Genomic DNA, 21,520 nt, shown 5'->3' with positions numbered 1-21,520 from the left:
CCATAGCCGCACTGGCCTGGCCCGCCGGGCCAAGACCTAGAACAAGGGGCACCCCGGTGCCCCATATGCACGAGGAGAGTCCATGAACTGGTTGTCTGTGCTGGGCGTGGATGACATGCTGCTGCGCTTTCGCGCGCTGCTGTCTGAAAGCGCCATGGCGGCTGAAGACCGAATGGATCTGCTGGCCATTGAATGGCAGGAGCAGAAGAAGAACCTGATCTGGCTGGTACTGATGGGTTTGGTGGTCGCAGGCCTGACCATCGTCGCGCTGACGGTGCTGTCGGGCGCCATCATCATTTCGTTCTGGGACACGCCCAACCGCATGCTCGCCACCTGGCTGGTGGCCGGTGTTTGGCTGGTGCTGTGGCTGGGTGTTCTGGCTTTCCTGTATTTCACGACGAAGAAAGCCGCCAATCCCTTCCAGCTGACCAAGACCGTGCTGCGCCAGGACTGGCAAGCGGTCAAGGGCCGTCTTAAATAATGCAGGTGACCAACGCTATGAGCAATGCAAGCAAGGACGCTGATCTGGTGCTGCTGCAGGCCACGGATCCGCAAGCGCGTGAAGTGCTGCAGCGTATAGAGAACCAGCGTGAACGTCTCGAAGGCCGCCGCCTGGCGCGCCAGCAGGCACTCACGCTGCGCAGAGATGCTGCCGGAGGCCAGCACAACCCGATGGCCTATGGCACGTTGGCAGAGCGCTTGATCAACTTTGGCCGTGAGCATCCTCTGGTATGTGCCGGTCTGGTCGGTGCGGGTCTGTTGCTGGGCCCCCGCAAGCTGATCCGCATGGCCTCGATCGCGATGCCCATCGTGATGAAATTGCGCCGCAGCCATTAGGCTGCACGCGAGCGCTGCCTCGCACCTTTGGCTCCCTGGAGACCGCCAAGCTTTACCGCATGGCGGTTTTTTTCGTGCTACAGCCACGGGCACAGTCCCGGCAATAGGGACAGTCCGCTTGCTGTCTGCGATGGCATCGCGAAAATACGCTGTCAAGCCCCGCTTATCTGGTTAGAATGCGCGGCGCGCTGTGTATATACGCATTGCGTGGTGCACTTGTTTTTTGCGCTGTGGTCGGTGTTGCTGGTGCTGCAACGGACGGCTAATAACGCATGTTTGCTCCTGAAAATGGAGCAAGCACGGGCCTGTGCACCGCAGCGGCGCAAGACACGGTACAGAACTTGCTTCTCTCGCCCGCCCACTTGATCGCAGGTGGATCTCACCCCTAAGGAGTTTCTTGATGACTACACGGCGTCGTATTGTTCAAACCTGTCTGGCTGCGCTTCCCCTTGCGCTGGCTGGCTTGTCGGCTGCACCGGCCTGGGCGCAGACCAAGGTCAAGGTCGCGGCGGTGTACACCGTGCCGTATGAACAGCAATGGGTCAGCCGCATCCATGAGGCGCTCAAGGCTGCCGAGGCGCGTGGCGAGATCGAGTACAAGTCCAGCGAGAACGTCGCCAATGCGGACTACGAGCGTGTGATGCGCGAATACGCGACGGGCGGTGCGCAGCTGATGTTTGGTGAGGTGTTCGGCGTGGAAGCGGCTGCTCGCAAGGTTGCCAAGGACTTTCCGAAGACCGCCTTTGTGATGGGCTCGTCCGGCAAGATCCAGGCGCCCAATTTCAGTGTGTTCGACAACTATATCCAGGAGCCTGCGTACCTGACGGGCATGGTGGCCGGCGGCATGACCAAGACGGGCAAGATCGGCATGGTCGGCGGTTTCCCGATTCCGGAAGTCAACCGCCTGATGCATGCCTTCATGGCCGGCGCCAAGGAAGTGAACCCCAAGGTGGAGTTCACCGTCAGTTTCATCAACAGCTGGTTTGACCCGCCCAAGGCCAAGGAAGCGACCTTTGCGATGATCGACAAGGGTGCGGACGTGCTGTATGCCGAGCGTTTCGGTGTGAGCGATGCGGCCAAGGAGAAGGGCAAGCTGGCGATCGGCAACGTGATCAACACCCAGGCACAGTACCCCGATACCGTGGTGGCTTCGGCGCTGTGGCACATGGAGCCCAGCGTGGAGCGCGCGATCAAGGCGGTGAAGGACGGCAGCTACAAGGCTGAGGACTACGGCCCGTACTCGATGATGAAGTACAAGGGCTCGTCGCTGGCACCGTTTGGCACCTTCGAGAAGAAGCTGCCCGCAGACTTGATCGCCAAGGTGCAGGCCAAGCAGGCCGACATCCTGTCGGGCAAGTTCACCGTGAAGGTCGACGACTCGCAACCCAAGTCCACGGCCAAGTAAGCCGGGCCTGGATTGCATAGGCGCTGTGCCCACTGGCATGGCGCCTCCACTTCCAGCTCCGGCACTTGCCGGGGCTGTTTTTGTGCCCGCTGGCAGGCCACGCCGCCTGACCAGCGAACCCAGCGGCCCCTTTGCCCATGTCTCCTCCAAGCTCCTCTCCTGTCGTGCTCCAGCTGCATGGCATCACCAAACGTTTTGGCCCCCTGGTGGCCAATGATTCCATTTCGCTGACCCTGCACCGGGGTGAGATCGTGGCCCTGCTGGGCGAGAACGGCGCGGGCAAATCCACGTTGATGTCGATCCTGTTTGGCCACTATGTGGCCGACGAGGGGGAGATCACGGTGAGGGGCCAGCCGCTGCCGCCGGGCCAGCCGCGTGCCTCGCTGGCCGCTGGCATCGGCATGGTGCACCAGCACTTTGCGCTGGCCGACAACCTGAGCGTGCTGGACAACATCATCGTGGGCAGCGAATCGCTGCTGCGCCTGCAGTCGGCCAAGCGCCAGGCCCGTGCCAAGCTGGTCGAGGTCGCGCGCCAGTTTGGTCTGGTGGTGGACCCGGATGCGCGGGTGGGCAGCCTGTCGGTGGGTGAGCGCCAACGGGTGGAAATCCTCAAAGCGCTGTACCGGGGCGCCAAGATCCTGATTCTGGATGAGCCGACCGCCGTGCTGACCCCGCAGGAGAGCGAGGCGCTGTTTGCGACCTTGTCCCAGATGGTGGCGCAGGGCCTGTCGATCATTTTCATCAGCCACAAGCTCGGCGAAGTGCTGCGGGTGGCCGACCGCGTCGCCGTGCTGCGGCACGGCAAGCTGGTGGCCGAGGCGCCGACTGCCGGAAGCACCCAGGCGCAGTTGGCGCAGTGGATGGTGGGCGAGGCGGTGAGCCTGCCCGAGCGCCAACCTGCCGCCAAGGTGGGCGGCGAGGTCTGCAGCCTGCGCCATGTGCACACCACGGCCTCGGCCAAGTCCACCGCGCGCGATCGCCTGGTCGATGTATCGCTGGTACTCAAGGCCGGTGAGATGGTGGCGATCGCCGGTGTCTCGGGCAATGGCCAAGTGGCTTTGGCCGATATCCTCTGCGGCATGCGCCGCCCGGGCCAGGGCACGGTGCAGTACCTGGGCGCGCCGATTCCGGCGTCGGCCGTGGCCCTGGTCGCCCAGGGTGTGGCCCGTATCCCCGAAGACCGGCATGGCACCGGCGTGGTCGGTGATTTGCCGGTCTGGGAAAACGCGGTGTCCGAGCGGCTGCGCAGCCCCTGGTTCTCGCGCTGGGGCTGGGTGCGCCGTGCGCAGGCGCGCAGCCAGGCCCAGCATGTGTCCCGGCAGTTCGACGTGCGCGGTGGCGGGCTCGATGCGCCGGCCCGCTCGCTGTCGGGCGGCAATATGCAAAAACTGATTCTGGGCCGGGCGCTGTTGGCACCCCAAGGCGCCGAGGGCGTGGCGCCGCGCCTGATTGTGGCGCACCAACCCACCTGGGGGCTGGACATTGGCGCGGTGCGCTTTGTGCACCAGCAGCTGCTGGCGGCCCGCGATGCCGGCGCTGCGGTGCTGCTGATCTCGGACGATCTGGACGAGGTGCTGGCACTGGGTGACCGCATCGGTGTGATGCACGAGGGCCACCTGTCGCCCGTGCTGCCTTTTGCGGACTGGAGCCGCGAGACCATCGGTCTGGCCATGGCCGGATCCCCTATGACAGCGCCTGTGCACCAGCGCTGAGAGACTGCCATGCGTATAGAAAAAAGAGCAACCCCGTCGAAGCTGGCCATGGTGGCTGCGCCCTTGGGGGCCGTTGTATTTACCCTGGCCATCAGCGGCTTGCTGGTGCTGTGGGCCGGCGCGCCCGTTGGTGCGACCTATCTGGCGCTGTTCAAAGGGGCCTTTGGCTCGCTGTTTGCGCTGTCCGAGACCTTGACGCGCGCTGTGCCGCTGATACTGACCGGCCTGGCCGCGGCAGTGGCTTTCCGGGCGCGGCTGTTCAACATTGGTGCCGAAGGCCAGCTGTATGCCGGTGCGGTGGCGGCTGTGGCCGTGGGCGGCATGCATGGCGGCACCGGCTTTGAGCTGCCCATTTATCTGCTGTTTCCGCTGATGCTGCTGGCCGCCGCACTGGCCGGCGCGGCCTTGCTGCTGGGCCCTGCGTTGATGAAGACCAAGCTGGGTGTGGACGAGGTGGTCACCACGTTGCTGCTGAACTTTGTCATGCTGCTGGCGGTGTCCTATCTGCTCGATGGCCCGATGAAAGACCCGATGGCGATGGGCTGGCCGCAGAGCGTGGCGCTGCAGGGCGACCTGGAACTGGGCAAGCTCATTGCGCAGACCCGTTTGCACAATGGCCTGCTGATTGCCGTGGGCCTGGCCGTGGCGTTGTGGCTGCTGCTGCAGCGGGCGGTGCCGGGATTCGACATCCGCGCCGCAGGTGCCAACCCCCGGGCAGCGGCTTTTGCCGGTGTGCCGGTGACGCGCACCGTCGTGCTGGTGGCGCTGCTGTCGGGCGGTCTTGCAGGCCTGGCCGGCGCCATCGAGGTGGCAGGCCGCACCAGTTACCTGACCCTGGACATGTCGCCCGGCTATGGCTACAGCGGCATCGTGATCGCGATGCTGGCAGGGCTGCATCCGCTGGGTGTGGTGGCCTCGGCCGTGTTTGTGGCCGGCATGCTGGTGGGGGCCGACAGCATGAGCCGTGCGGTGGGCGTGCCCAATGCGATTGCCGATGTGATCGTCGCGGCCTCGCTGCTGTCGGTGCTGGTGGCCAGCCTGATGACCCAATACCGCTTGCGCAGAAAGTGAGATCTGCGATGTTGAAATCCCAAAAACAAAGCGCAGCGCGAGGTACCCGATGAGCGACGTGATGGATATTTTGGCCAATGCCTCTTTCTGGGTGGCCGTGCTGCGTACGGCCACACCACTGCTGCTGGGCACGCTGGGGGTGCTGCTGTGCGAGCGCGCCGGCGTGCTGAACCTGGGCATCGAAGGCATCATGGTGGCCGGGGCCTTTACCGGCTGGCTGACCGTGTATGCCGGCCATGGCCTGTGGACGGGGGTGCTGGTGGCCGCACTCACCGGCGCGGTGCTGGGCAGCCTGCATGCCTGGCTGACGGTGGGGCTGGCGCTGTCGCAGCACGTATCAGGCCTGGGCATCACGATGCTGGCGACGGCCTTGTCGTACTACGGTTACCGGGTGAGCTTTCCCAAGGTGAACACACCGCCCACGATCACGCCTTTTGAGGCGATGGACTGGCTGCCGATTCCGATTCTGGGCGACCAGACGGCCTTGACCTTGCTGGCCCTGCTGCTGGTGCCTTTGCTCGCCTGGGTGCTGTTTCGCACGCCCCTCGGTCTGGCCGTGCGCATGGTCGGCGAGAATCCGCAGGCCGCAGAAGGGCAGGGCGTGGCCGTGATGGCTGTGCGCAGCGGTGCCATCATTGCGGGCTCGGCACTGATGGGCGTGGCCGGCGCCTTCCTGACCCTGTCGGCCTTCAACGCCTTTTTCTTCAACATGGTCAATGGCCGGGGCTGGATCTGCGTAGCACTGGTGGTGTTTGCCTCCTGGCGGCCGGGCAAGGCCCTGCTGGGCGCGCTGCTGTTTGCGTTCTTCGATGCGCTGCAGCTGCGCCTGCAGCAGTCGGGCGATGGCCTCGTGCCCTACCAGTTCTATTTGATGCTGCCGTACCTGCTGTCGATCCTGGCGCTGGTGCTGGTGGCCCGCAAAGCCGCGTACCCGCAGGCGCTGATGAAACCCTACCGCAAAGGCGAGCGCTGAGCCGCGCGCCGCGCCCCACGATGCAGACCAGGGTCTGCCTACAAGGATAAAAAATGCTTGATTTATTGATTCGCAATGCCAGCCTGGCCGATGGCCGCAAGAACATGTCGGTGGCTGTGCAGGACGGCAAGATTGCCGAGGTGAGCGAGGGCCTGCAGGCGCCGGCGGCCGAGGTGGTGGACGCCGAGGGCCTGCTGCTGAGCCCACCCTTTGTGGACCCGCACTTCCACATGGACGCCACGCTGAGCTACGGCATGCCGCGTGTCAACGAAAGCGGCACCTTGCTCGAAGGCATTGCGCTCTGGGGCGAACTCAAACCCCAGCTGACGCATGAGGCCCTGGTCGAACGCGCCTTGGCCTACTGTGACTGGGCGGTGGCGCGCGGCCTGCTGGCCATCCGCAGCCATGTGGACACCAGTGACCCCAGCCTGCTGCCGGTCGAAGCGATGCTCGATGTGCAAAAGCGCGTGGCGCCGTATATCGATCTGCAGCTGGTGGCTTTTCCGCAGGATGGCGTGCTGCGCACACCGGGCGGCCTGGACAACCTCAAGCGCGCGCTGGACCTGGGCGTCGATGTCGTCGGGGGCATTCCGCACTTTGAGCGCACGATGGCCGATGGCGCAGAGAGCGTGCGCATTCTCTGCGAACTGGCTGCCGAGCGCGGCAAGCGGGTGGACATGCACTGTGACGAGTCGGATGACCCGATGTCGCGCCATGTGGAGACGCTGGCCTACCACACGCAGCGCCTGGGGCTCCATGGCCGCGTGACCGGTTCGCACCTGACTTCCATGCACAGCATGGACAACTACTACGTCAGCAAGCTGATGGCCCTGATGGCCGAGGCGCAGCTGGGCGTTGTCAGCAACCCCTTGATCAACATCACGATCCAGGGCCGCCATGACAGCTACCCCAAGCGCCGGGGCATGACGCGCGTGCCTGAGCTGATGGCCGCTGGCATGACGGTGGCGTTTGGCCATGACTGCGTGATGGACCCCTGGTACAGCCTGGGATCGGGCGATGCACTGGAGGTGGCGAGCATGGGCCTGCATGTGGCGCAGATGACCAGCCGCGCAGGCATGCAGCAGTGCTTCGATGCCATCACGCTGAACCCGGCACGCCTGCTGGGCCTGCAAGGCTATGGCATTGAAAAGGGCGCGCATGCCGACTTTGTGCTGCTGCATGCCAAGGACCCCGTCGAGGCCTTGCGCCTGAAGGCCACGCGCCTGGGCGTTTGGCGCCGAGGCCAGCGCATTGCCAGCACGCCCGCTCCGGTGGCCCGCTTGAACCTGCCCGGGCGCCCAGCCAGCACCAGCTTGCTGAGCGCGCGTTAAGCACGGCCTTTCAGCGCTGCTGCAAGCGCTTGCGGATGGGCTCGAACTCCGGTGTCACGCGGCGCTTCACCGGGTCGGGCTGGCCTTTTTCCATCGCATCCCAGTAGCGCCAGTGCACCTTGGCCTGGCCCAGTTCGTAGTCCATCGCGTCCCAGGCATCTTCACGAAAGCTGTAGAAGGCCCAATGGTAGCGCTTGTCTTCGGCATAAGACAGAACATCGTCCAGGTACTGGCTGCAGCTGTCGAGCATGCGCACACAGCCAAACTCGCCCATGACGATCTGCTCCGGCGGGATCGACAAGGAGCGCGCCCAGCCGTTGACGGTATCCAGGTACCGAGCCACGCGCTCCTTGTTCCAGGTCTGGGTATTGCCGGCAAACGGCACCTCGCCCGGGTAGCGGTAGGGCTGCTTGCGCTTGAGGTTGGGGCCGCTGGTGGCCTGGTAGGGCTCGTACATGTGAAAGCTGTACAGCACCCGTTTGTCCTCTAGTGCTTTGGGCCAGTAGGCGAAGGCATCGGCCGCGCCATACCAGCCGGCATCGACCATGATGGGCGTGTCCGGGTCTACGGCACGCACCTGGGCAATGAGGTAGTTGTAGAAGGCGAGCAGATCGCGCGATCCACCCTTGGCCTTGGCATACCAGGCCTGCATCTCCGCTGGGCTGGCGTGCTCGGGCAGGCCGCCTTCCTTCTCGGGCGCGGGTTCATTGACCAGGTTGTAGGCCGCTATGCCGGGCGTGTCCTTCAACGCGCGGGCGAGGTCTTGCCAAAACTGGCCGGCGGCTGTCCAGTTCGCGTTGTCCTGCCAGATGCGGTCATCAAACTTGCCATCGTTGTTTTGTGACCAGCGGGACAACGGCAGCGACAGCGGTGCAATCACCACCTTCAAGCCCGCCGCATCGGCCTGGGCCACCGAAGCTTTCAAGGTGGCCAGATCCACGGCGGACAGGCGCCGGTAGTCGTCGGCATTGCCCATCAGGAAATCACGCTGCTCGGGCTTCCATTTGTCATACGACAGCCGTACCCAGCTGGCGCCATAGCCGCGCAGTGCTGCGTAGTAGCTGGCATCCGGCGGCAGGCGGTTGAAGCTGTTGCCACCCCGTTGGGTGTGGGTCCAGAAGGCCGCCAGATCGGCCGCTTGCACGGATGCGGTCAGCGCCATCGCGACGGCCAGGCTGGGTACAGAGATCTTGAACATCGAAGCAGGGCGCTGAAGGCCAGTGGCTGGGGATGCGGGCGATGCTATCACTGGCATCGGCCTGATTGATTTCCGTTTGCAACCGGTTTGGGCGCCGTTACAGGCGTTTTAAGAGGCGTGCCGTCGGGCCCATCCTTTGCGCTTGCTCACACAATGCCTGGCCATCGCGTTGCGCTTCTGCTTTTTAAGGATGACCAGGCAGGTTGGACACCGCTTCCTGGCCGCCACCCTCCGCCAGCAGCCACTGCCGCAGCTGCGCAAAAGCGGGAAACTGCATGCGGTCGGGCCGGTAGCACAGGTAGTGGCCATGCTCGACGGCGGTGCTGCCGTCGAACGGCGTCACCAGCACGCCCTCGGCCAGTTCGTCTTCGACGAGGATGAGCGGCACAAAGGCGATCCCCAACCCGCAGCGCGCCGCCTGGATCAAGGCCGAGTACTGCGCAAACCGTGGGCCGGTGATCAGCAACTGGTGGGTGATGCCATGGACTGCGGCCCATTGCGACCAGGCGCCCTGGGCTTCTTCATGGTGCAGCAAGGTATGGGCCAGCACATCGCTGGGGTTCTCGATCTTGTGCTTGCCCTGCATCAGCTCGCGGGAGGCGATCACCACGAACTCGCGCCCTGCGATGTATTCGTTCACCACGCCAGCGTAGTCAGCCGGGTTGTAGCGGATGGCGGCATCGACATGGGCCGGCAGGTTCTCCAGCGGCGCAAGATGGCGGCTGAAGCTGAGCGTGGCGCGGGGATGGGCCTGGCGGAAGCGGGGCAGGCGGGGAATGAGCCAGCGCGTGAAAAACGTCGGCACGCAGCTGAGGTTCAGCACATGGGTGTCCGCGCCGGCGCGGGCCTCGTAGGTGGCGGTTTCGAGGTTGCGCAGGCTGCCGGTGATCTTGAGCCAGTAACTGCGGCCCACGGGTGTGAGCTGTACGCCGCGCCCCACTTTTTGCAGCAGGGCGGTGCCCAGAAAGCTTTCCAGCGAGGCAATCTGCTTGCTCACGGCACTGGTGGTCACGCACAGCGAGGAGGCCGCCAGGGTCAGGCTGGAATGGCGGGCCACGGCGTCGAGCGCAAGCAGTTCCTGGATGGTGGGGCAGTCCCGTTTCATAGGTCTCGGTAAGTCGTTCTGTTGATGAAAAGTTGCGAAAACACTTTCCATTAATTCAATGATGAAGTGGCATTGTCACGCAGTTGCAATATCAATATAGAGGCCGATCGCTACACTAACATGTCTGAAAAGGAAAGTATTCGCTTTTACCGGGAGACAAGATGGTTCGTGGCATTGCCATTGTCTATGGCCTGTACCTGCTGCTGCCGATGGCATTGCTGGCGATCGGCAGCTTCGGGCAGAACTGGACCAACACACTGCTGCCTTCGGGTTTCACCGGGCAGTGGTACATGGAACTGTGGAGCGACCCGTCGTTCCGCAAAGGCTTCGTCTCCAGCCTGGTCGTCGCGCTGTCCACCTGCGCGATCAATGCGGTGCTGGCGCTGCCGCTGGCCTATTCGCTGCACCAGGGCGCAACGCGCGGGCGCGCCTTTGCGGCCCGCATCGTGAGCGCCATGCCCGTCGCGGTGCCCGCCATCACGCTCGGCTTCGGCTACATGATTGTCTTCAACACCGATTCCTTGCCCTGGCTGGGCAGCACACCGCTGCTGGTAGCTGCGCATGTGATCGCTACCTTGCCCTATCTCACCAACACCTTGCTGACCGATCTGCGCCACCTCGGCATCGAGCGGCTGGAGCAGGCGGCCGCCACCTTGGGGGCGGGCGAGTGGCAGCGCTTCAGCGGCATCGTGCTGCCGAGCCTGCGCCAGAGCATGCTGTCCGGGCTGGTGATGGTGGCGGCGCTGTCGATCGGGGAGTTCAACCTCTCCAATCTGCTGGTCGGTTTCCAGAACCGCACCTATCCGGTGGTGCTGCTGCAGGCCTTCTATGGCGCAACCGGCTTTGCCTGCGCCGCCACGGTGATCCTGCTGCTGCTGGCCAGCCTGGCCGCACTGCTGTCTTCTTCTCTTTTGAGTAAATCCCCATGAGCCTGACTTTCGAGAACGTCAGTTACCGCTACCCCGGCAGCCAGCAAGGGCTGCACGAGGTGTCCTTCGATATTGGCCAGGGCGAGCTGGTGGCGGTGATCGGCCCCAGCGGCTCGGGCAAGTCCACCTTGCTCAAGCTGGTAGCGGGGCTGGAGACCGGCTACCAGGGCCGCATCGCACTGGCTGGCCAGGACATGGCGGGCACGCCGGTGCACCAGCGCGGCATCGGCATGGTGTTCCAGAGCTATGCGCTGTTTCCGCATCTGTCAGTGCGGGACAACGTGGCCTACGGGCTGGCGCTGCGCAAGATGCCAGCCGCGCAGCGGCATGCCCGGGCGGCGGAGCTGCTGGAGGTGGTGGGCCTGTCGGATTTTGCGCAGCGCGGGGTGCAGCAGCTCTCCGGCGGGCAGCAGCAGCGGGTGGCGCTGGCGCGTGCGCTGGCCATCGATCCGCGCGCGCTGCTGCTGGATGAGCCGCTGTCTGCGCTGGATGCCAGCGTGCGGGGCCATCTGCGCGACCAGATCCGTGCGCTGCAGCAGCAGTTTGGCGCCACCACCTTGTTGGTCACCCACGACCAGGAAGAGGCGCTGGCCATGGCCGACCGGGTCGCGGTGCTCAAGGAAGGGCGGCTGCTGCAGATCGCCTCGCCCAAGGACATTTACGACATGCCGAACTGCCGCGCCGTGGCGGAGTTCGTGGGGCTATCGACCATTTTGGAAGGGCGGGTGGCCTCCGGCGGGCGCGTGGACTTTGGTTTTGCCGAACTGTCCGTGCCCACCGGCACCTATCGCCCGGGGCACAAGGTGCGTGCGCTGATCCGCCCCGAGCATGTCGAGCCAGACCCGCAGCCCGGGCAGACCAATACCTTGCAGGGGCGTCCGGGCGCCTGCCGCTATCTGGGGTCGCTCACGCGCTATGACTTCGAGGTGGCAGGTGCGCCACGCGCCTTCCTGGCCGAAGGCCGGCAGCCGGCACGCCAGGCCATTGCGATCGCGCCCGAGCACATTCGCCTGCTGGATGCCTGAGCACCGCACATCCGATCAAGACCCACCGACACCGTAATTTCAACGAAGGAAAACCGCTATGCAACGCCGACATCTTATCCAAGCCGCTGCTACCTTGCCTCTGGCAGCCCTGGTCCAGCGCACATCCTGGGCGCAGGAGGGGGCCGAGCTCTATGCCGGAGAAAAAGAGCTCTACGACCTGGCCAAAAAAGAAGGTTTTTGCGTGTCCTTCGACACCGGTCCGGAATGGGCCAACTGGAAGGCCTTGTTTGCCGAGTTCAAGAAGCGCTACCCCGATGTCGAGCTGAGCTACAACGATCTGGGCTCGGCCGCCACGGTGGTCGCGCTGGAGAAGATGCGCCGCCGCCCCCAGGCAGACACGGCCTACTACTTCGCGGCCTCGGCCGTGGATGCCGCGAAAAAGGACGTGGTGGCGCCGTTCAAGCCCATCCACTTCGACAAGTTGCCCGAGGTGTTCCGCGAGGCGGAAGGGCGCTGGTTCACCATCCACACCCTGAACATCGCCTTCCTGGTGAACAAGAAGCTGGTCAAGAATGTGCCCACGGGCTGGGCCGACCTGCTCAAGCCCGAGTACAAGAACAGCGTGACCTATCTGGACCCCCGCAGTGCCGGCGTGGGCCAGGTGCTGACCTTGGCCGCAGCCTATGGCAACGGCGGCAGCGTGGACAACGTCAAGCCCGGCACGGATTACCTGGGCAAGCTCCATGCCGCCGGCAATGTGCAGCGCGTGGAGGGCACGACCCCGTATGCCAAGTTCATCAAGGGCGAAATCCCGATCTGGATCGGCTACGAGAACGATGGCCTCAAGGCCAAGCATAACGATGGCATGGGCGACGCCTGCGAGGTCGTCATCCCCAAGGAAGCCAGCGTGGCCGCACCGTATGCCATCAGCCTGGTGAAGGGCGGCCCGAACCCGAATGCCGGCAAGCTGTGGCTGAACTTCATCATGAGCGACGCCGGCCAGCAGCTGTTCGCCAAGGGCTTTGTGCGGCCTGCAGTGCCTGGTGTCAAGCTGCCCGACGATGTGGCCAGCAAGCTGCCGGCAGCGGCGCAGATCCGTCCGCTCGATGTCATCAAGGCCTCGGCCAAGAAGGCCGAGATCGACCAGCTCTGGGCGCAGGCCACGCTGGGTCGCTCATGAGCGGTTGGATACGCCGTTTCGGCGCCTGGCCGGCCTGGTGCTTCATGGCGCTGTTCTTCGTGCTGCCGCTGGCATCCTTGGTGCCTGAGGCCATGACGGACGGCGGCAGCGCCTTTGCCCGCTTGTGGAGCAATCCACTGCTGGGCCGGGCGGTGCTGAACACCCTGGTGCTGGGCCTGACCGCCGGCGCCGTCTCCGGCCTGGTGGGCACGGTGATCGCCATTGAGCTGGGGCGCCAGCCGCTGCAGCGCCGGCGCTGGATGATGACCTTGCTCGGGCTGCCGCTGGCCTTCTCGGGTCTGGTGATCGCCTATGGCTTCATCCTGGCCTTTGGGCGCTCGGGCTTTGTCACGCAGCTGCTGGTGGCGCTGGGCCTGGATGGCGCTGCCGTCGGCAGCTGGATCTATGGCACGGTCGGCCTGGGCTGCGCCTATGCCTACTACCTGGTGCCCCGCGTGGCGCTGTCGCTCTACCCGGTGTTTGCCAACCTTGACCTGCGGCCCATGCTGGCAGCGCGCACCTTGGGAGCCACGCGCTGGCGCGCATTCCGCGACACGGTGGTGGCCGAGGTGGCGCCATCGGTGGTGTCCAACGCCTGCCTGGTGGCCGCCATTGCGATGGGCACCTACGGCACGGCGCTCGCGCTGGTGGGTACGCAGCTGAACATTCTTCCGCTGATGCTGTTTGCACAGGTCAGCGACGGCGGATCGGACCTGAGCGTCGCATCCGCCTTGTCATTGCTTTTGATGGCGCTGTGCGTCATCGTCATGGGATTGGGAGATGCCATTGCACGCCAACGTGAACAACATGCCGCAGGATCGCATTGATGTGCTGGGCTTGCCGCCCGGGCTGACCGAGGCGCTGCGGCGGCTGGCCCTGCACCAAGCCAGCCCGGCGCGCCACCGCCGGCCGGTGGGCGTCATCGGCCCGGGTGATGCCGATGGCCAGGTCTACGCCGATGCGCGGCTGATTGCCCGCGCGCTGGCTGCCGCCGGCATGGCGATTGTCTGTGGGGGGCGCGGCGGTGTGATGGCTGCGGCCTCACAGGGCGCCACCGAAGCAGGCGGGGTCGCCATCGGCATCTTGCCCGAGGAGGATGAGCGCCATGCCAATCCTTATCTCAGTGTCGCCTTGCCGACAGGAATCGGCGAAATGCGCAATGCCTTGATCGCCCGCAGCGCCCTCTGCCTGGTAGCCGTGGGCTACAACATGGGCACGCTTTCCGAGATGGCGCTGGGCCTGAAGTGGGAGCGCCCGGTCTTCGTGCTGCACGGCGAACTGTCCTTGCCCGGCGCGGTCGAGGTGGCGGATGTGCAGCAGATGCTGGGCTGCGTCGTGGACTGCCTTTTGGGCGATGCCGCGTCTGCGTGAATGGCGGCAATGCGCTCGTGAGGCCGCCTACACCTCCCGGTGCAGAAATTGCTTTCTGTAGCTCGCGGGAGAAATCGAAAACATCCGCGTGAACTGCAGGCGAAATGACACCGTGGAGCCAAAGCCTGCTGTCTCCGCCACCTGGTCGATGGAGCCGTCACCGCGCTCGAGCAGGCGCTGGGCGACGGCCAGTCGTTGGTGCAGCAGCCATTGCACGACGGTAGCGCCGGTCTTGCGCTTGAAGTGGCGGCTGAAGTTGCGGGCGCTCATATGGGCCTTCTGGGCCAACTGTTCCACATTGATGGGTTCGTTGAGATGGGCCATGGCCCAGTCAAGCGCTGCGGAGACGGCATCCGGGCGCTCGGTCTCGGACAGCGGCATCTCGATGTACTGGGACTGGTTGCCATGGCGGTGCGGAGCAACGACCAGGCGGCGCGCCACCCGGTTGGCAATTTCTGCGCCATGGTCCAGGCGGATCAGGTGCAGGCAGCAGTCAATGGCGGCTGCCGTGCCGGCCGACGTGGTGATATTGCCGTCGTCGGTGTAGAGCGCATGGCGGTCGAGTTTGACCTCGGGGTGGTCCTTGGCGAAATCATCGGCCCAGGCCCAGTGCGTCGAAGCCGAGCGGCCCTGCAGCAGACCGGCCTGGGCCAGCACAAAGGTGCCTAGGCACAGGCCCACGACCCGCGCGCCCCGCGCATGGGCCTGCTGCAGCGCGGCCAGCATCGCGGCAGAGGGCTGCTCCTCTGGTGAACTCCAGGACGGAATGATGACGGTATCGGCCTGCTCCAGCGCGGCCAGGTCGTGCTCGACCTGAATCGCGAATCCGGACAGGGTGGACACAGCACCGGTGCGCTCCGCGCAGACCCGCAACTCGTAGCGCGGGGCACCCAGGCGCAGCAAATCGTCGCCGAACACGATGCAGGGGACGGACAAATGGAAGGGGCTAATGCCGTCGTAGGCAATCACAGCAATCGTGTGCATGGCATGGAAAGGGTGGATTTGGCCGGATCTTATCGCATCTTGTCTATTTGGCTACTTTTGCATTTTCTGCAGATCAACAGAATAGAGCCATCGATTCAGACAAATATAAAGGCAATACTAGTCAGAGTCGAAGAGCTTATTCAATCGTTTAATACTAGGAGTTAATGATGAAGTTTTCCATCGCTGCAGCCGTGTTGGCCACCTCTTCGCTGATCGCCTGCGCCGCAGGTGCTGCCGACGGCCTGGTCTCCGTTCCTGTATCGCAGCTCAAGTGGACGGAGCTGGCGGGCTCGGGCGGTATCAAGTACGCCAATCTGCGCGGTGACCTGACGGGTAAGGAAGCCTACGAAGCCTTTGTGCTGTTTCCTGCAGGCCGCGACAATCCCACTCACCACCATACCAAGTCGCTGCCCACCGTGGTCGTGCAAGGCACCTTCTATGCGGTGATCGATGGCAAGCGTACCGAATACCCCGCCGGCTCTTTCTATGATCTGCCTGCCGGTTTGATCCATGAAAGCGGCTGCGTGGCCGGTATGGACTGCCTGCTGTTTCAATACCAGAGCGGTGGTTTTGATTTGGTCGCTAAATAATATATTTATGCAAGCGAATGGATTTACTGCGCAAGCAGTAAGTTCCTCGCGCAGGGATATAAAAAAAATGGCAGCCTCGGCTGCCATTTTTTATGTCCGGGACGGAGCCCCGGCGTGCACTTTACAGTGGCACATCAGTCTGCGGTAGGGGGCACGTAGCCGGCTGCCGCATCGGCGCCTTCGCCGAAGAAATGGTTTTCCATCTGGCGGGCCAGGTACTGGCGGGCACGCTGGTCGGCCAGATTCAGGCGGTTTTCATTGACCAGCATCGTCTGGTGCTTGAGCCAGCCAGCCCAGGCTTCCTTGCTGACGTTTTCCCACAGGCGCTTGCCCAGTTCACCAGGGTAGGGGGGAAAGTCGAGGCCCTCGGCTTCTTTGTGCAGTTTGACGCAGTTGACCATACGTGCCATGGGAGATGCTTCCTTCGTTGGGTTGACGCTGATGCACTGGCGGTGCTCGCCCGATGCTGCCGCAGTCTGCCGGCCATCGCCAGACACTGCTTGCTTTGCCCGCACTTCCACCAAGGTTGGGGTGCGGGCGAGCCTCCTGCTTGCCAGCCCGTCACCGGGCCCGGCCACTGCGATGTCGCGTCTTGTTAATAAGTTTCAGTTATAAAAAACTGAATTAATAGTAGTTTGAGTTTTTATGGCGGCGTTTCAGAATGTGTTCAGGCCTCAAGCCCTACGACTTTTGCCATTCTGAAAGTGTTCCATGCAACAACGCCGCCACTTTATCAAGTTTCCGATAGCCGCAGCCGCAGTCGCGTCTCTGATGGCGCTTGCGCCTGCCGTTTTCAGCAGCGCGGCCCATGCCCAGGCGCCAGCCCCGGTGACCTTGCTCAATGTCTCTTACGACCCGACCCGTGAGCTGTACAACCAGTTCAACCAGGCTTTTGCCAAGCACTGGAAGGATACGACCGGCCAGACCGTGACGATCAAGCAGTCGCATGGCGGCTCCGGCAAGCAAGGGCGCGCGATCATTGACGGCATCGAGGCCGACGTGGCAACGCTGGCGTTGGCGGGGGACATCGACGCACTGCACAAATATGGCCAGCTGGTGCCCGCCGATTGGCAAAAGCGCTTGCCGCTGAACAGCGCGCCTTACACCTCGACCATTGTGTTCCTGGTCAAAAAAGGCAATCCCAAGGGCATCAAGGACTGGGGCGATCTGATCAAGCCCGATGTGAAGGTGATTACGCCCAACCCCAAGACCAGTGGCGGCGCGCGCTGGAACTACCTGGCTGCCTGGGAGTTTGGCAAGCGCAACTATGGCGGTGAAGCAGGTGCCAAGGACTACATCACCAAGCTGTTCAAGAATGTGCCGATTCTCGACACCGGCGCGCGCGGCTCGACGGTGACCTTTGTGCAGCGGGGCCAGGGCGATGTGCTGCTGGCCTGGGAAAACGAAGCCTACCTGGCACTGAAGGAATTCGGGCCCGAGAAGTTCGAGATCGTGACGCCTTCGCTGTCGATCCTGGCCGAGCCCACGGTGACTGTCGTGGACAAGGTGGTCGACAAGCGTGGCACCCGCAAGATTGCCGAGGCCTACCTGCAGTACCTGTACTCCGACGAAGGCCAGGACATTGCCGGCCGCAATTTCTACCGCCCCACTGCCGAAGCGGCCAAGGCCAAGTACGCCAGCCAGTTCGCCAACCTGAAGCTTTTCACCATCGATGACGCTTTCGGTGGCTGGACCAAGGCAGATGCTGCGCACTTTGCCGACGGCGGCAGCTTTGACCAGATCTACACCAAGAAATAAGCAAGGACGCTCAACAATCCGCCAGGTCATTACCTGGCGGTTGGTCCATAAAGGTGAATGTTATGAATTTTCAGCAACTGCGGGCCGTGCGTGAGGCCGCCCGCAATGGCTACAACCTGACCGAGGTGGCGCATGTGCTCTACACCTCGCAACCAGGTGTCAGCCGCCAGATCCGCGAATTGGAAGACGAGCTGGGCGTGGATATCTTCATCCGCGCCGGCAAGCGTCTGACCGGGCTGACCCCGCCGGGCGAGGCCATCTTGCCGATCGTGGACCGTTTGCTGCTGGAGTCCGAAAACCTGCGCCGCGCCGGTGCCGATTTCCATGCGAGCCGCAGCGGTCAGCTGAGCATTGCAGCCACCCACTCGCAGGCCCGCTATGCGCTGCCGCTGGTGGTGCGCGATTTTCGTGAGCAGTTTCCGGATGTGGCCCTGCACCTGCACCAGGGCTCGCCGCGCCAGGTGGCCGAGATGCTGCTGAGCGGTGCGGCCGATATCGGCGTGGCCACCGAGGCCTTGACCGGCTATGCCAGCCTGGCCACCTTGCCGGGCTACCGCTGGACGCACTCGGTTGTCGTGCCGCCCGGCCACCCGTTGCTGGCCCAGCAGGAGTCCGGCCGGCCGCTGACCCTGCAGTCGCTGGTGCGTTTTCCGATCATCACCTATGAGCAGGGCTATACCGGCCGCTCGCATATCGATGAATCCTTTGCCGCCGCCGAGGTCACACCCAATGTGGTGCTGACCGCGATGGATGCGGACGTGATCAAGACCTATGTCGAGCTGGGCATGGGCATCGGCATCGTGGCCTCGATCGCGTTTGACGAGGAGCGCGACCGCAACCTGCGGGCGATTGATGCCGGTCATCTGTTCAAGGTCAACACCACCCGCATCGCACTGCGCAAGGGCGTGTGGTTGCGCGCCTACGCGTTGCAGTTCATCGAGAGCTTTGTGCCAACCTTGAAGCGCGAAGTGGTCTTGCAGGCGGTGTCCGCTACCGCACCGGACGAAGCGGCAGCCGCTGCCAACGCCCAGAAAGCGGCTTGAGCGCGCTGGTTTATACGCGAAGGGGATCGAGGCTGACAAGAATGGAAACAAAGTTTTCCATATGCGCAGGCTATGATGCACGTTTTCAACGTGAGGAGATAGCGAATGCGCATAACTTTGATGCTCACCGGTCTGGTGGCCGCCATGGCCCTGGCCGGCTGCAAGACCATGGACGCGGGCAACCTGAGCGGGCTGATGGACTCCGGCTCCACCGCAATGAAGGCCATGACATTGACCGATGGCGATGTCGTGGCCTTGTCCAATGAATCCTGCGCTGCACTGGACCAGCAAAACAAGCTTGCGCCTGCAAACAACAAATACAGCCAGCGTCTGGCCAAGGTCGTGGCCAAGATGCCGCAAGAGGTAGAAGGCAAGAAGGCCGACTACAAGGTCTACCTGACCAGCGATGTGAACGCCTGGGCGATGGCCAATGGCTGTATCCGCGTCTACAGCGGCCTGATGGACCTGATGAACGACGACGAACTGCGTGGCGTGATCGGCCATGAAATCGGCCACGTGGCCTTGGGCCACAGCAAGCGCCGCATGCAGACGGCCTATGCCACATCGGCCGCACGCCAGATTGCCGCCAACAGCGGCAATGCCACCTTGGCATCGCTGTCGAGCTCGCAAGCGGGCGAGCTGGGGGAGAAGTTCATCCATGCGCAGTTCTCGCAGGCCAACGAGTCTGCTGCCGATAACTACTCCTTTGACCTGCTGACCCAGCAAAAGATGGAGCGGCAGGGCCTGGTGACTGCGTTCCAGAAGCTCGCCAAGCTCAGCGGCGGTGGCGGCGGCTCCCTGATGGATTCGCACCCGCCATCGGAGGCCCGTGCCAAGGCGATGCAGGCACGACTGGACAGCGGCAAGTAAATCTCCGCAACGCAAAGGACTGGCAGGCTGCAAGGCAGCTGACCAGTCCTTTTTTGCGTCTGCACATCGCGGAGGGGCCTGCCGCCGGTGCTTGTGTGACGCCGCTGCACAGCGCGGGCTGCTATGCTGGCAGCCCAACTCCAAGAGATGTTATGCAGTTACTGTTGTTGAGCAACTCCCGTGCCCCGGATGGCGGCTACCTGACTTTTTGCCGCGATGCGCTGGCAGCCCAGATGCAGGGCGTGCAAAAAGCATTGTTCGTGCCCTTTGCCGGTGTCACCCTGAGCTGGGATGATTACGCTGCGCAGGTTCAGGACGCCATGGCACACACCGGCGTTCAGTTGGTGGGCGCGCACCGGGATGACGCCCTGGGCCAGTTCCTGGCTGGGGATATTCAAGCCGTCATCGTCGGCGGTGGCAATACCTTCCAGCTGCTGGCCGAATGCCGCAAACGGGGCTGGCTGGTGCGCATCGGCGATGCGGTGCGCTCTGGCCGCATGTCGTACACCGGTTGGAGCGCTGGCGCCAATCTGGCGGGGCTGACGATCAACACCACCAATGACATGCCTATCGTCGACCCCCAAGGCTTTAGCGCGCTGGGCCTGGTGCCGTTCTGCATCAACCCCCATTACAACAACAGCCTGCCGCCCGGCCACCAGGGCGAAACGCGCGACCAGCGCCTGGCGGAGTTCCTGATCGCCAACCCGGACAAGCTGGTGGTGGCGTTGCCGGAGGGCAGCTGGCTGCGCGTGCAGGGCGGCCAGGCCCAGGTGGCGGGGCAGTTTGCAGCCAAGCGCTTTGCAGCGGGCAAGCCGGTCGAGGACCTGCCCGTAGGGACTGCGCTGAACGTCTAGTACTTAGACGCGCTCAAAGATGGCGGCAATACCCTGGCCGCCGCCAATGCACATGGTAACCAGCGCATAGCGGCCACCGGTGCGGTGCAGCTCATGGATGGCCTTGACGGTGATGATCGCGCCCGTCGCTCCAATCGGGTGGCCCAGCGAAATGCCCGAACCATTGGGGTTGACCTTGGCTGGGTCGGCGCCCAGGCCCTTGGTCACCGCGCAGGCCTGTGCCGCAAAGGCTTCATTGGCTTCGATGACATCTATCTGGTCGAGCTTGAGGCCGGTCTTGGCCAGCACGGCCTTGGACGCCGGCACCGGGCCAATGCCCATGATCTTGGGGTCGACACCCGCGTGGGCATAGCCCACCAGACGGGCCAGCGGCTTGGCGCCACGCGCGTTGGCGGCGGCCGCTTCCATCAGCACCATGGCGGCTGCGGCGTCATTGATGCCGGAGGCATTGGCGGCGGTGACGGTGCCGTCTTCCTTGATGAAGACGGGCTTCATCTTCTGAAAGTCTTCGATCTTGGCGCCGGCGCGGAAGTGCTCGTCCTTGTCAAAGCGGATGTCACCCTTCTTGCTTTTGAGGATGACCGGCACGATCTGGCCGGCAAAGCGGTCCTCTGCCCAGGCCTGCTCGGCGCGCTGGTGGCTGCTCAAGGCCAGCTGGTCCTGGTCATCGCGGCTGACGCCAAATTCCTTGGCCACGTTCTCGGCGGTCACGCCCATATGGATGTTGTGGAAGGGGTCGTGCAGCGCGCCGGTCATCATGTCGATCATTTTGAAATCGCCCATGCGTGCGCCCCAGCGGCTGGTGGTGCTGGCGTACGGTGCGCGGCTCATGTTTTCTGCTCCGGCACCGATCGCCACGTCGTAGTCGCCCAGCAGAATGCCCTGGCTGGCCGTCACAATCGCCTGCAGGCCCGAACCGCAGAGGCGGTTGACGTTCATCGCCGGCGTCTCCTGCGGGCAGCCGCCCTGGATGGCGGCTACGCGGCTCAGGTACATGTCCTTGGGTTCCGTATTGACCACGTGGCCGAAGACCACATGGCCCACATCCTTGCCTTCAATGCCGGCGCGGGCCAGCGACTCCTTGACGACCAGCGCCCCCAGCTCGGTCGGTGGAACATCCTTGAGGCTGCCGCCAAAGGTGCCGATGGCAGTGCGCACGGCGCTGCAGACAAGTACTTCACGGGACATGGAAAGGTCTCCTGTTTAAATGGATAGAGGCATGCAAATGTTGCCTTGCAGCATTATTGCCACCCAGCCCGCCGCTGTGTCAATCAAACAGGGCGAGCACGCACCTTGGTGACAGTCCACGACGGGCTGGAAGCG

22 protein-coding genes are annotated in these 21,520 nt (G+C 63.8%); 17 read left to right on the top strand and 5 right to left on the bottom strand.

From position 1 onward, the window contains the following. Positions 1–82 precede the first annotated feature (82 nt). The 7 genes from ACCQ08_RS15320 to ACCQ08_RS15290 all read left to right on the top strand — a co-directional run bounded on the left by ACCQ08_RS15320 (position 83) and on the right by ACCQ08_RS15290 (position 7,329). The gene (locus ACCQ08_RS15320) at positions 83–481 is read left to right on the top strand and encodes a phage holin family protein (RefSeq protein ID WP_312409028.1); all 399 of its coding nucleotides are present in this window, start codon (positions 83–85) and stop codon (positions 479–481) included. A 17-nt stretch (positions 482–498) separates the two neighbouring features. Further along, positions 499–837, top strand: coding sequence for a hypothetical protein (locus tag ACCQ08_RS15315; RefSeq protein WP_239811885.1), 339 nt, complete (start codon positions 499–501; stop codon positions 835–837). Positions 838–1,237: 400 nt separating this feature from the next. After that, on the top strand, positions 1,238–2,242 hold the full coding sequence (locus ACCQ08_RS15310; RefSeq protein ID WP_239811886.1) for a BMP family protein: 1,005 nt from the start codon (positions 1,238–1,240) through the stop codon (positions 2,240–2,242). A gap of 137 nt (positions 2,243–2,379) precedes the next feature. Then, a complete protein-coding gene (locus ACCQ08_RS15305) occupies positions 2,380–3,954 on the top strand; it encodes an ABC transporter ATP-binding protein (RefSeq protein WP_373450282.1) in 1,575 nt (524 codons plus the stop codon). A gap of 9 nt (positions 3,955–3,963) precedes the next feature. After that, a complete protein-coding gene (locus ACCQ08_RS15300) occupies positions 3,964–5,025 on the top strand; it encodes an ABC transporter permease (RefSeq protein WP_239811888.1) in 1,062 nt (353 codons plus the stop codon). Positions 5,026–5,074: 49 nt separating this feature from the next. Beyond that, a complete protein-coding gene (locus tag ACCQ08_RS15295; RefSeq protein WP_021025091.1) occupies positions 5,075–5,998 on the top strand; it encodes an ABC transporter permease in 924 nt (307 codons plus the stop codon). 53 nt (positions 5,999–6,051) lie between these two features. Next, positions 6,052–7,329 (top strand): amidohydrolase family protein, encoded by a 1,278-nt coding sequence (locus tag ACCQ08_RS15290; RefSeq protein WP_312457495.1) that lies wholly within the window; start codon positions 6,052–6,054, stop codon positions 7,327–7,329. Between the two features lie 10 nt (positions 7,330–7,339). Here ACCQ08_RS15290 and ACCQ08_RS15285 read toward each other — a convergent pair whose 3' ends face one another. Together ACCQ08_RS15285 and ACCQ08_RS15280 are read right to left on the bottom strand one after the other, a co-directional pair. Next, positions 7,340–8,527 (bottom strand): cellulase family glycosylhydrolase, encoded by a 1,188-nt coding sequence (locus ACCQ08_RS15285; protein WP_312457505.1) that lies wholly within the window; start codon positions 8,525–8,527, stop codon positions 7,340–7,342. A gap of 184 nt (positions 8,528–8,711) precedes the next feature. After that, positions 8,712–9,632, bottom strand: a complete 921-nt coding sequence (locus ACCQ08_RS15280; protein ID WP_373450281.1) for a LysR substrate-binding domain-containing protein — start codon at positions 9,630–9,632, stop codon at positions 8,712–8,714. A gap of 161 nt (positions 9,633–9,793) precedes the next feature. Between ACCQ08_RS15280 and ACCQ08_RS15275 the strand changes: the two genes are divergently transcribed. Genes ACCQ08_RS15275 through ACCQ08_RS15255 form a run of 5 tightly spaced genes read left to right on the top strand, consistent with a single transcriptional unit; the run spans position 9,794 to position 14,098 of the window. Beyond that, positions 9,794–10,561: an ABC transporter permease gene (locus ACCQ08_RS15275; RefSeq protein ID WP_373450280.1), complete on the top strand. Its 768-nt coding sequence runs from the start codon at positions 9,794–9,796 to the stop codon at positions 10,559–10,561. Then, positions 10,558–11,586: an ABC transporter ATP-binding protein gene (locus ACCQ08_RS15270; protein ID WP_373450279.1), complete on the top strand. Its 1,029-nt coding sequence runs from the start codon at positions 10,558–10,560 to the stop codon at positions 11,584–11,586. Before ACCQ08_RS15275 ends, ACCQ08_RS15270 begins: the two co-directional genes overlap by 4 nt. 58 nt (positions 11,587–11,644) lie before the next feature. Further along, the gene (locus ACCQ08_RS15265) at positions 11,645–12,727 is read left to right on the top strand and encodes an extracellular solute-binding protein (RefSeq protein ID WP_373450278.1); all 1,083 of its coding nucleotides are present in this window, start codon (positions 11,645–11,647) and stop codon (positions 12,725–12,727) included. Then, positions 12,724–13,554 (top strand): ABC transporter permease subunit, encoded by an 831-nt coding sequence (locus tag ACCQ08_RS15260; RefSeq protein WP_312457565.1) that lies wholly within the window; start codon positions 12,724–12,726, stop codon positions 13,552–13,554. Before ACCQ08_RS15265 ends, ACCQ08_RS15260 begins: the two co-directional genes overlap by 4 nt. Beyond that, positions 13,535–14,098 (top strand): lysine decarboxylase, encoded by a 564-nt coding sequence (locus tag ACCQ08_RS15255; RefSeq protein ID WP_373450312.1) that lies wholly within the window; start codon positions 13,535–13,537, stop codon positions 14,096–14,098. Before ACCQ08_RS15260 ends, ACCQ08_RS15255 begins: the two co-directional genes overlap by 20 nt. A 27-nt stretch (positions 14,099–14,125) precedes the next feature. Here the strand turns inward: ACCQ08_RS15255 and ACCQ08_RS15250 are convergent, their stop codons facing one another. Next, entirely contained in the window at positions 14,126–15,082 is a 957-nt protein-coding gene (locus ACCQ08_RS15250; protein WP_373450277.1) for a GlxA family transcriptional regulator, read from the bottom strand. A 167-nt stretch (positions 15,083–15,249) separates the two neighbouring features. Here ACCQ08_RS15250 and ACCQ08_RS15245 point away from each other — a divergent pair, with 167 nt between their 5' ends. Continuing rightward, the gene (locus tag ACCQ08_RS15245) at positions 15,250–15,672 is read left to right on the top strand and encodes a cupin domain-containing protein (protein WP_312836495.1); all 423 of its coding nucleotides are present in this window, start codon (positions 15,250–15,252) and stop codon (positions 15,670–15,672) included. Between the two features lie 134 nt (positions 15,673–15,806). On the opposite strand, the gene ACCQ08_RS15240 is transcribed toward ACCQ08_RS15245, so the two are convergent. Further along, positions 15,807–16,082 carry an oxidative damage protection protein gene (locus ACCQ08_RS15240; RefSeq protein ID WP_133856086.1) on the bottom strand — a complete coding sequence of 92 codons (276 nt, stop codon included), beginning with the start codon at positions 16,080–16,082 and terminating at the stop codon, positions 15,807–15,809. A gap of 301 nt (positions 16,083–16,383) precedes the next feature. Between ACCQ08_RS15240 and ACCQ08_RS15235 the strand changes: the two genes are divergently transcribed. The 4 genes from ACCQ08_RS15235 (at position 16,384) to pepE (ending at position 20,197) form a co-directional block, all read left to right on the top strand. Continuing rightward, a complete protein-coding gene (locus ACCQ08_RS15235) occupies positions 16,384–17,430 on the top strand; it encodes a sulfate ABC transporter substrate-binding protein (RefSeq protein ID WP_305852724.1) in 1,047 nt (348 codons plus the stop codon). 62 nt (positions 17,431–17,492) lie between these two features. Further along, the gene (locus ACCQ08_RS15230; protein WP_239811899.1) at positions 17,493–18,473 is read left to right on the top strand and encodes a CysB family HTH-type transcriptional regulator; all 981 of its coding nucleotides are present in this window, start codon (positions 17,493–17,495) and stop codon (positions 18,471–18,473) included. Between the two features lie 105 nt (positions 18,474–18,578). Then, on the top strand, positions 18,579–19,343 hold the full coding sequence (locus tag ACCQ08_RS15225; protein WP_373450276.1) for a M48 family metalloprotease: 765 nt from the start codon (positions 18,579–18,581) through the stop codon (positions 19,341–19,343). A gap of 152 nt (positions 19,344–19,495) precedes the next feature. Then, positions 19,496–20,197 (top strand): dipeptidase PepE, encoded by a 702-nt coding sequence (gene pepE, locus ACCQ08_RS15220; protein ID WP_239811901.1) that lies wholly within the window; start codon positions 19,496–19,498, stop codon positions 20,195–20,197. A gap of 3 nt (positions 20,198–20,200) precedes the next feature. On the opposite strand, the gene bktB is transcribed toward pepE, so the two are convergent. After that, positions 20,201–21,385 (bottom strand): beta-ketothiolase BktB, encoded by a 1,185-nt coding sequence (bktB, locus tag ACCQ08_RS15215; RefSeq protein ID WP_373450275.1) that lies wholly within the window; start codon positions 21,383–21,385, stop codon positions 20,201–20,203. Positions 21,386–21,520: the final 135 nt, after the last annotated feature.

Source organism: Comamonas sp. SY3 (genome assembly GCF_041730275.1).
GTDB lineage: Bacteria > Pseudomonadota > Gammaproteobacteria > Burkholderiales > Burkholderiaceae_C > Comamonas > Comamonas sediminis.
This window is presented reverse-complemented; position numbering and strand designations above follow the sequence as displayed.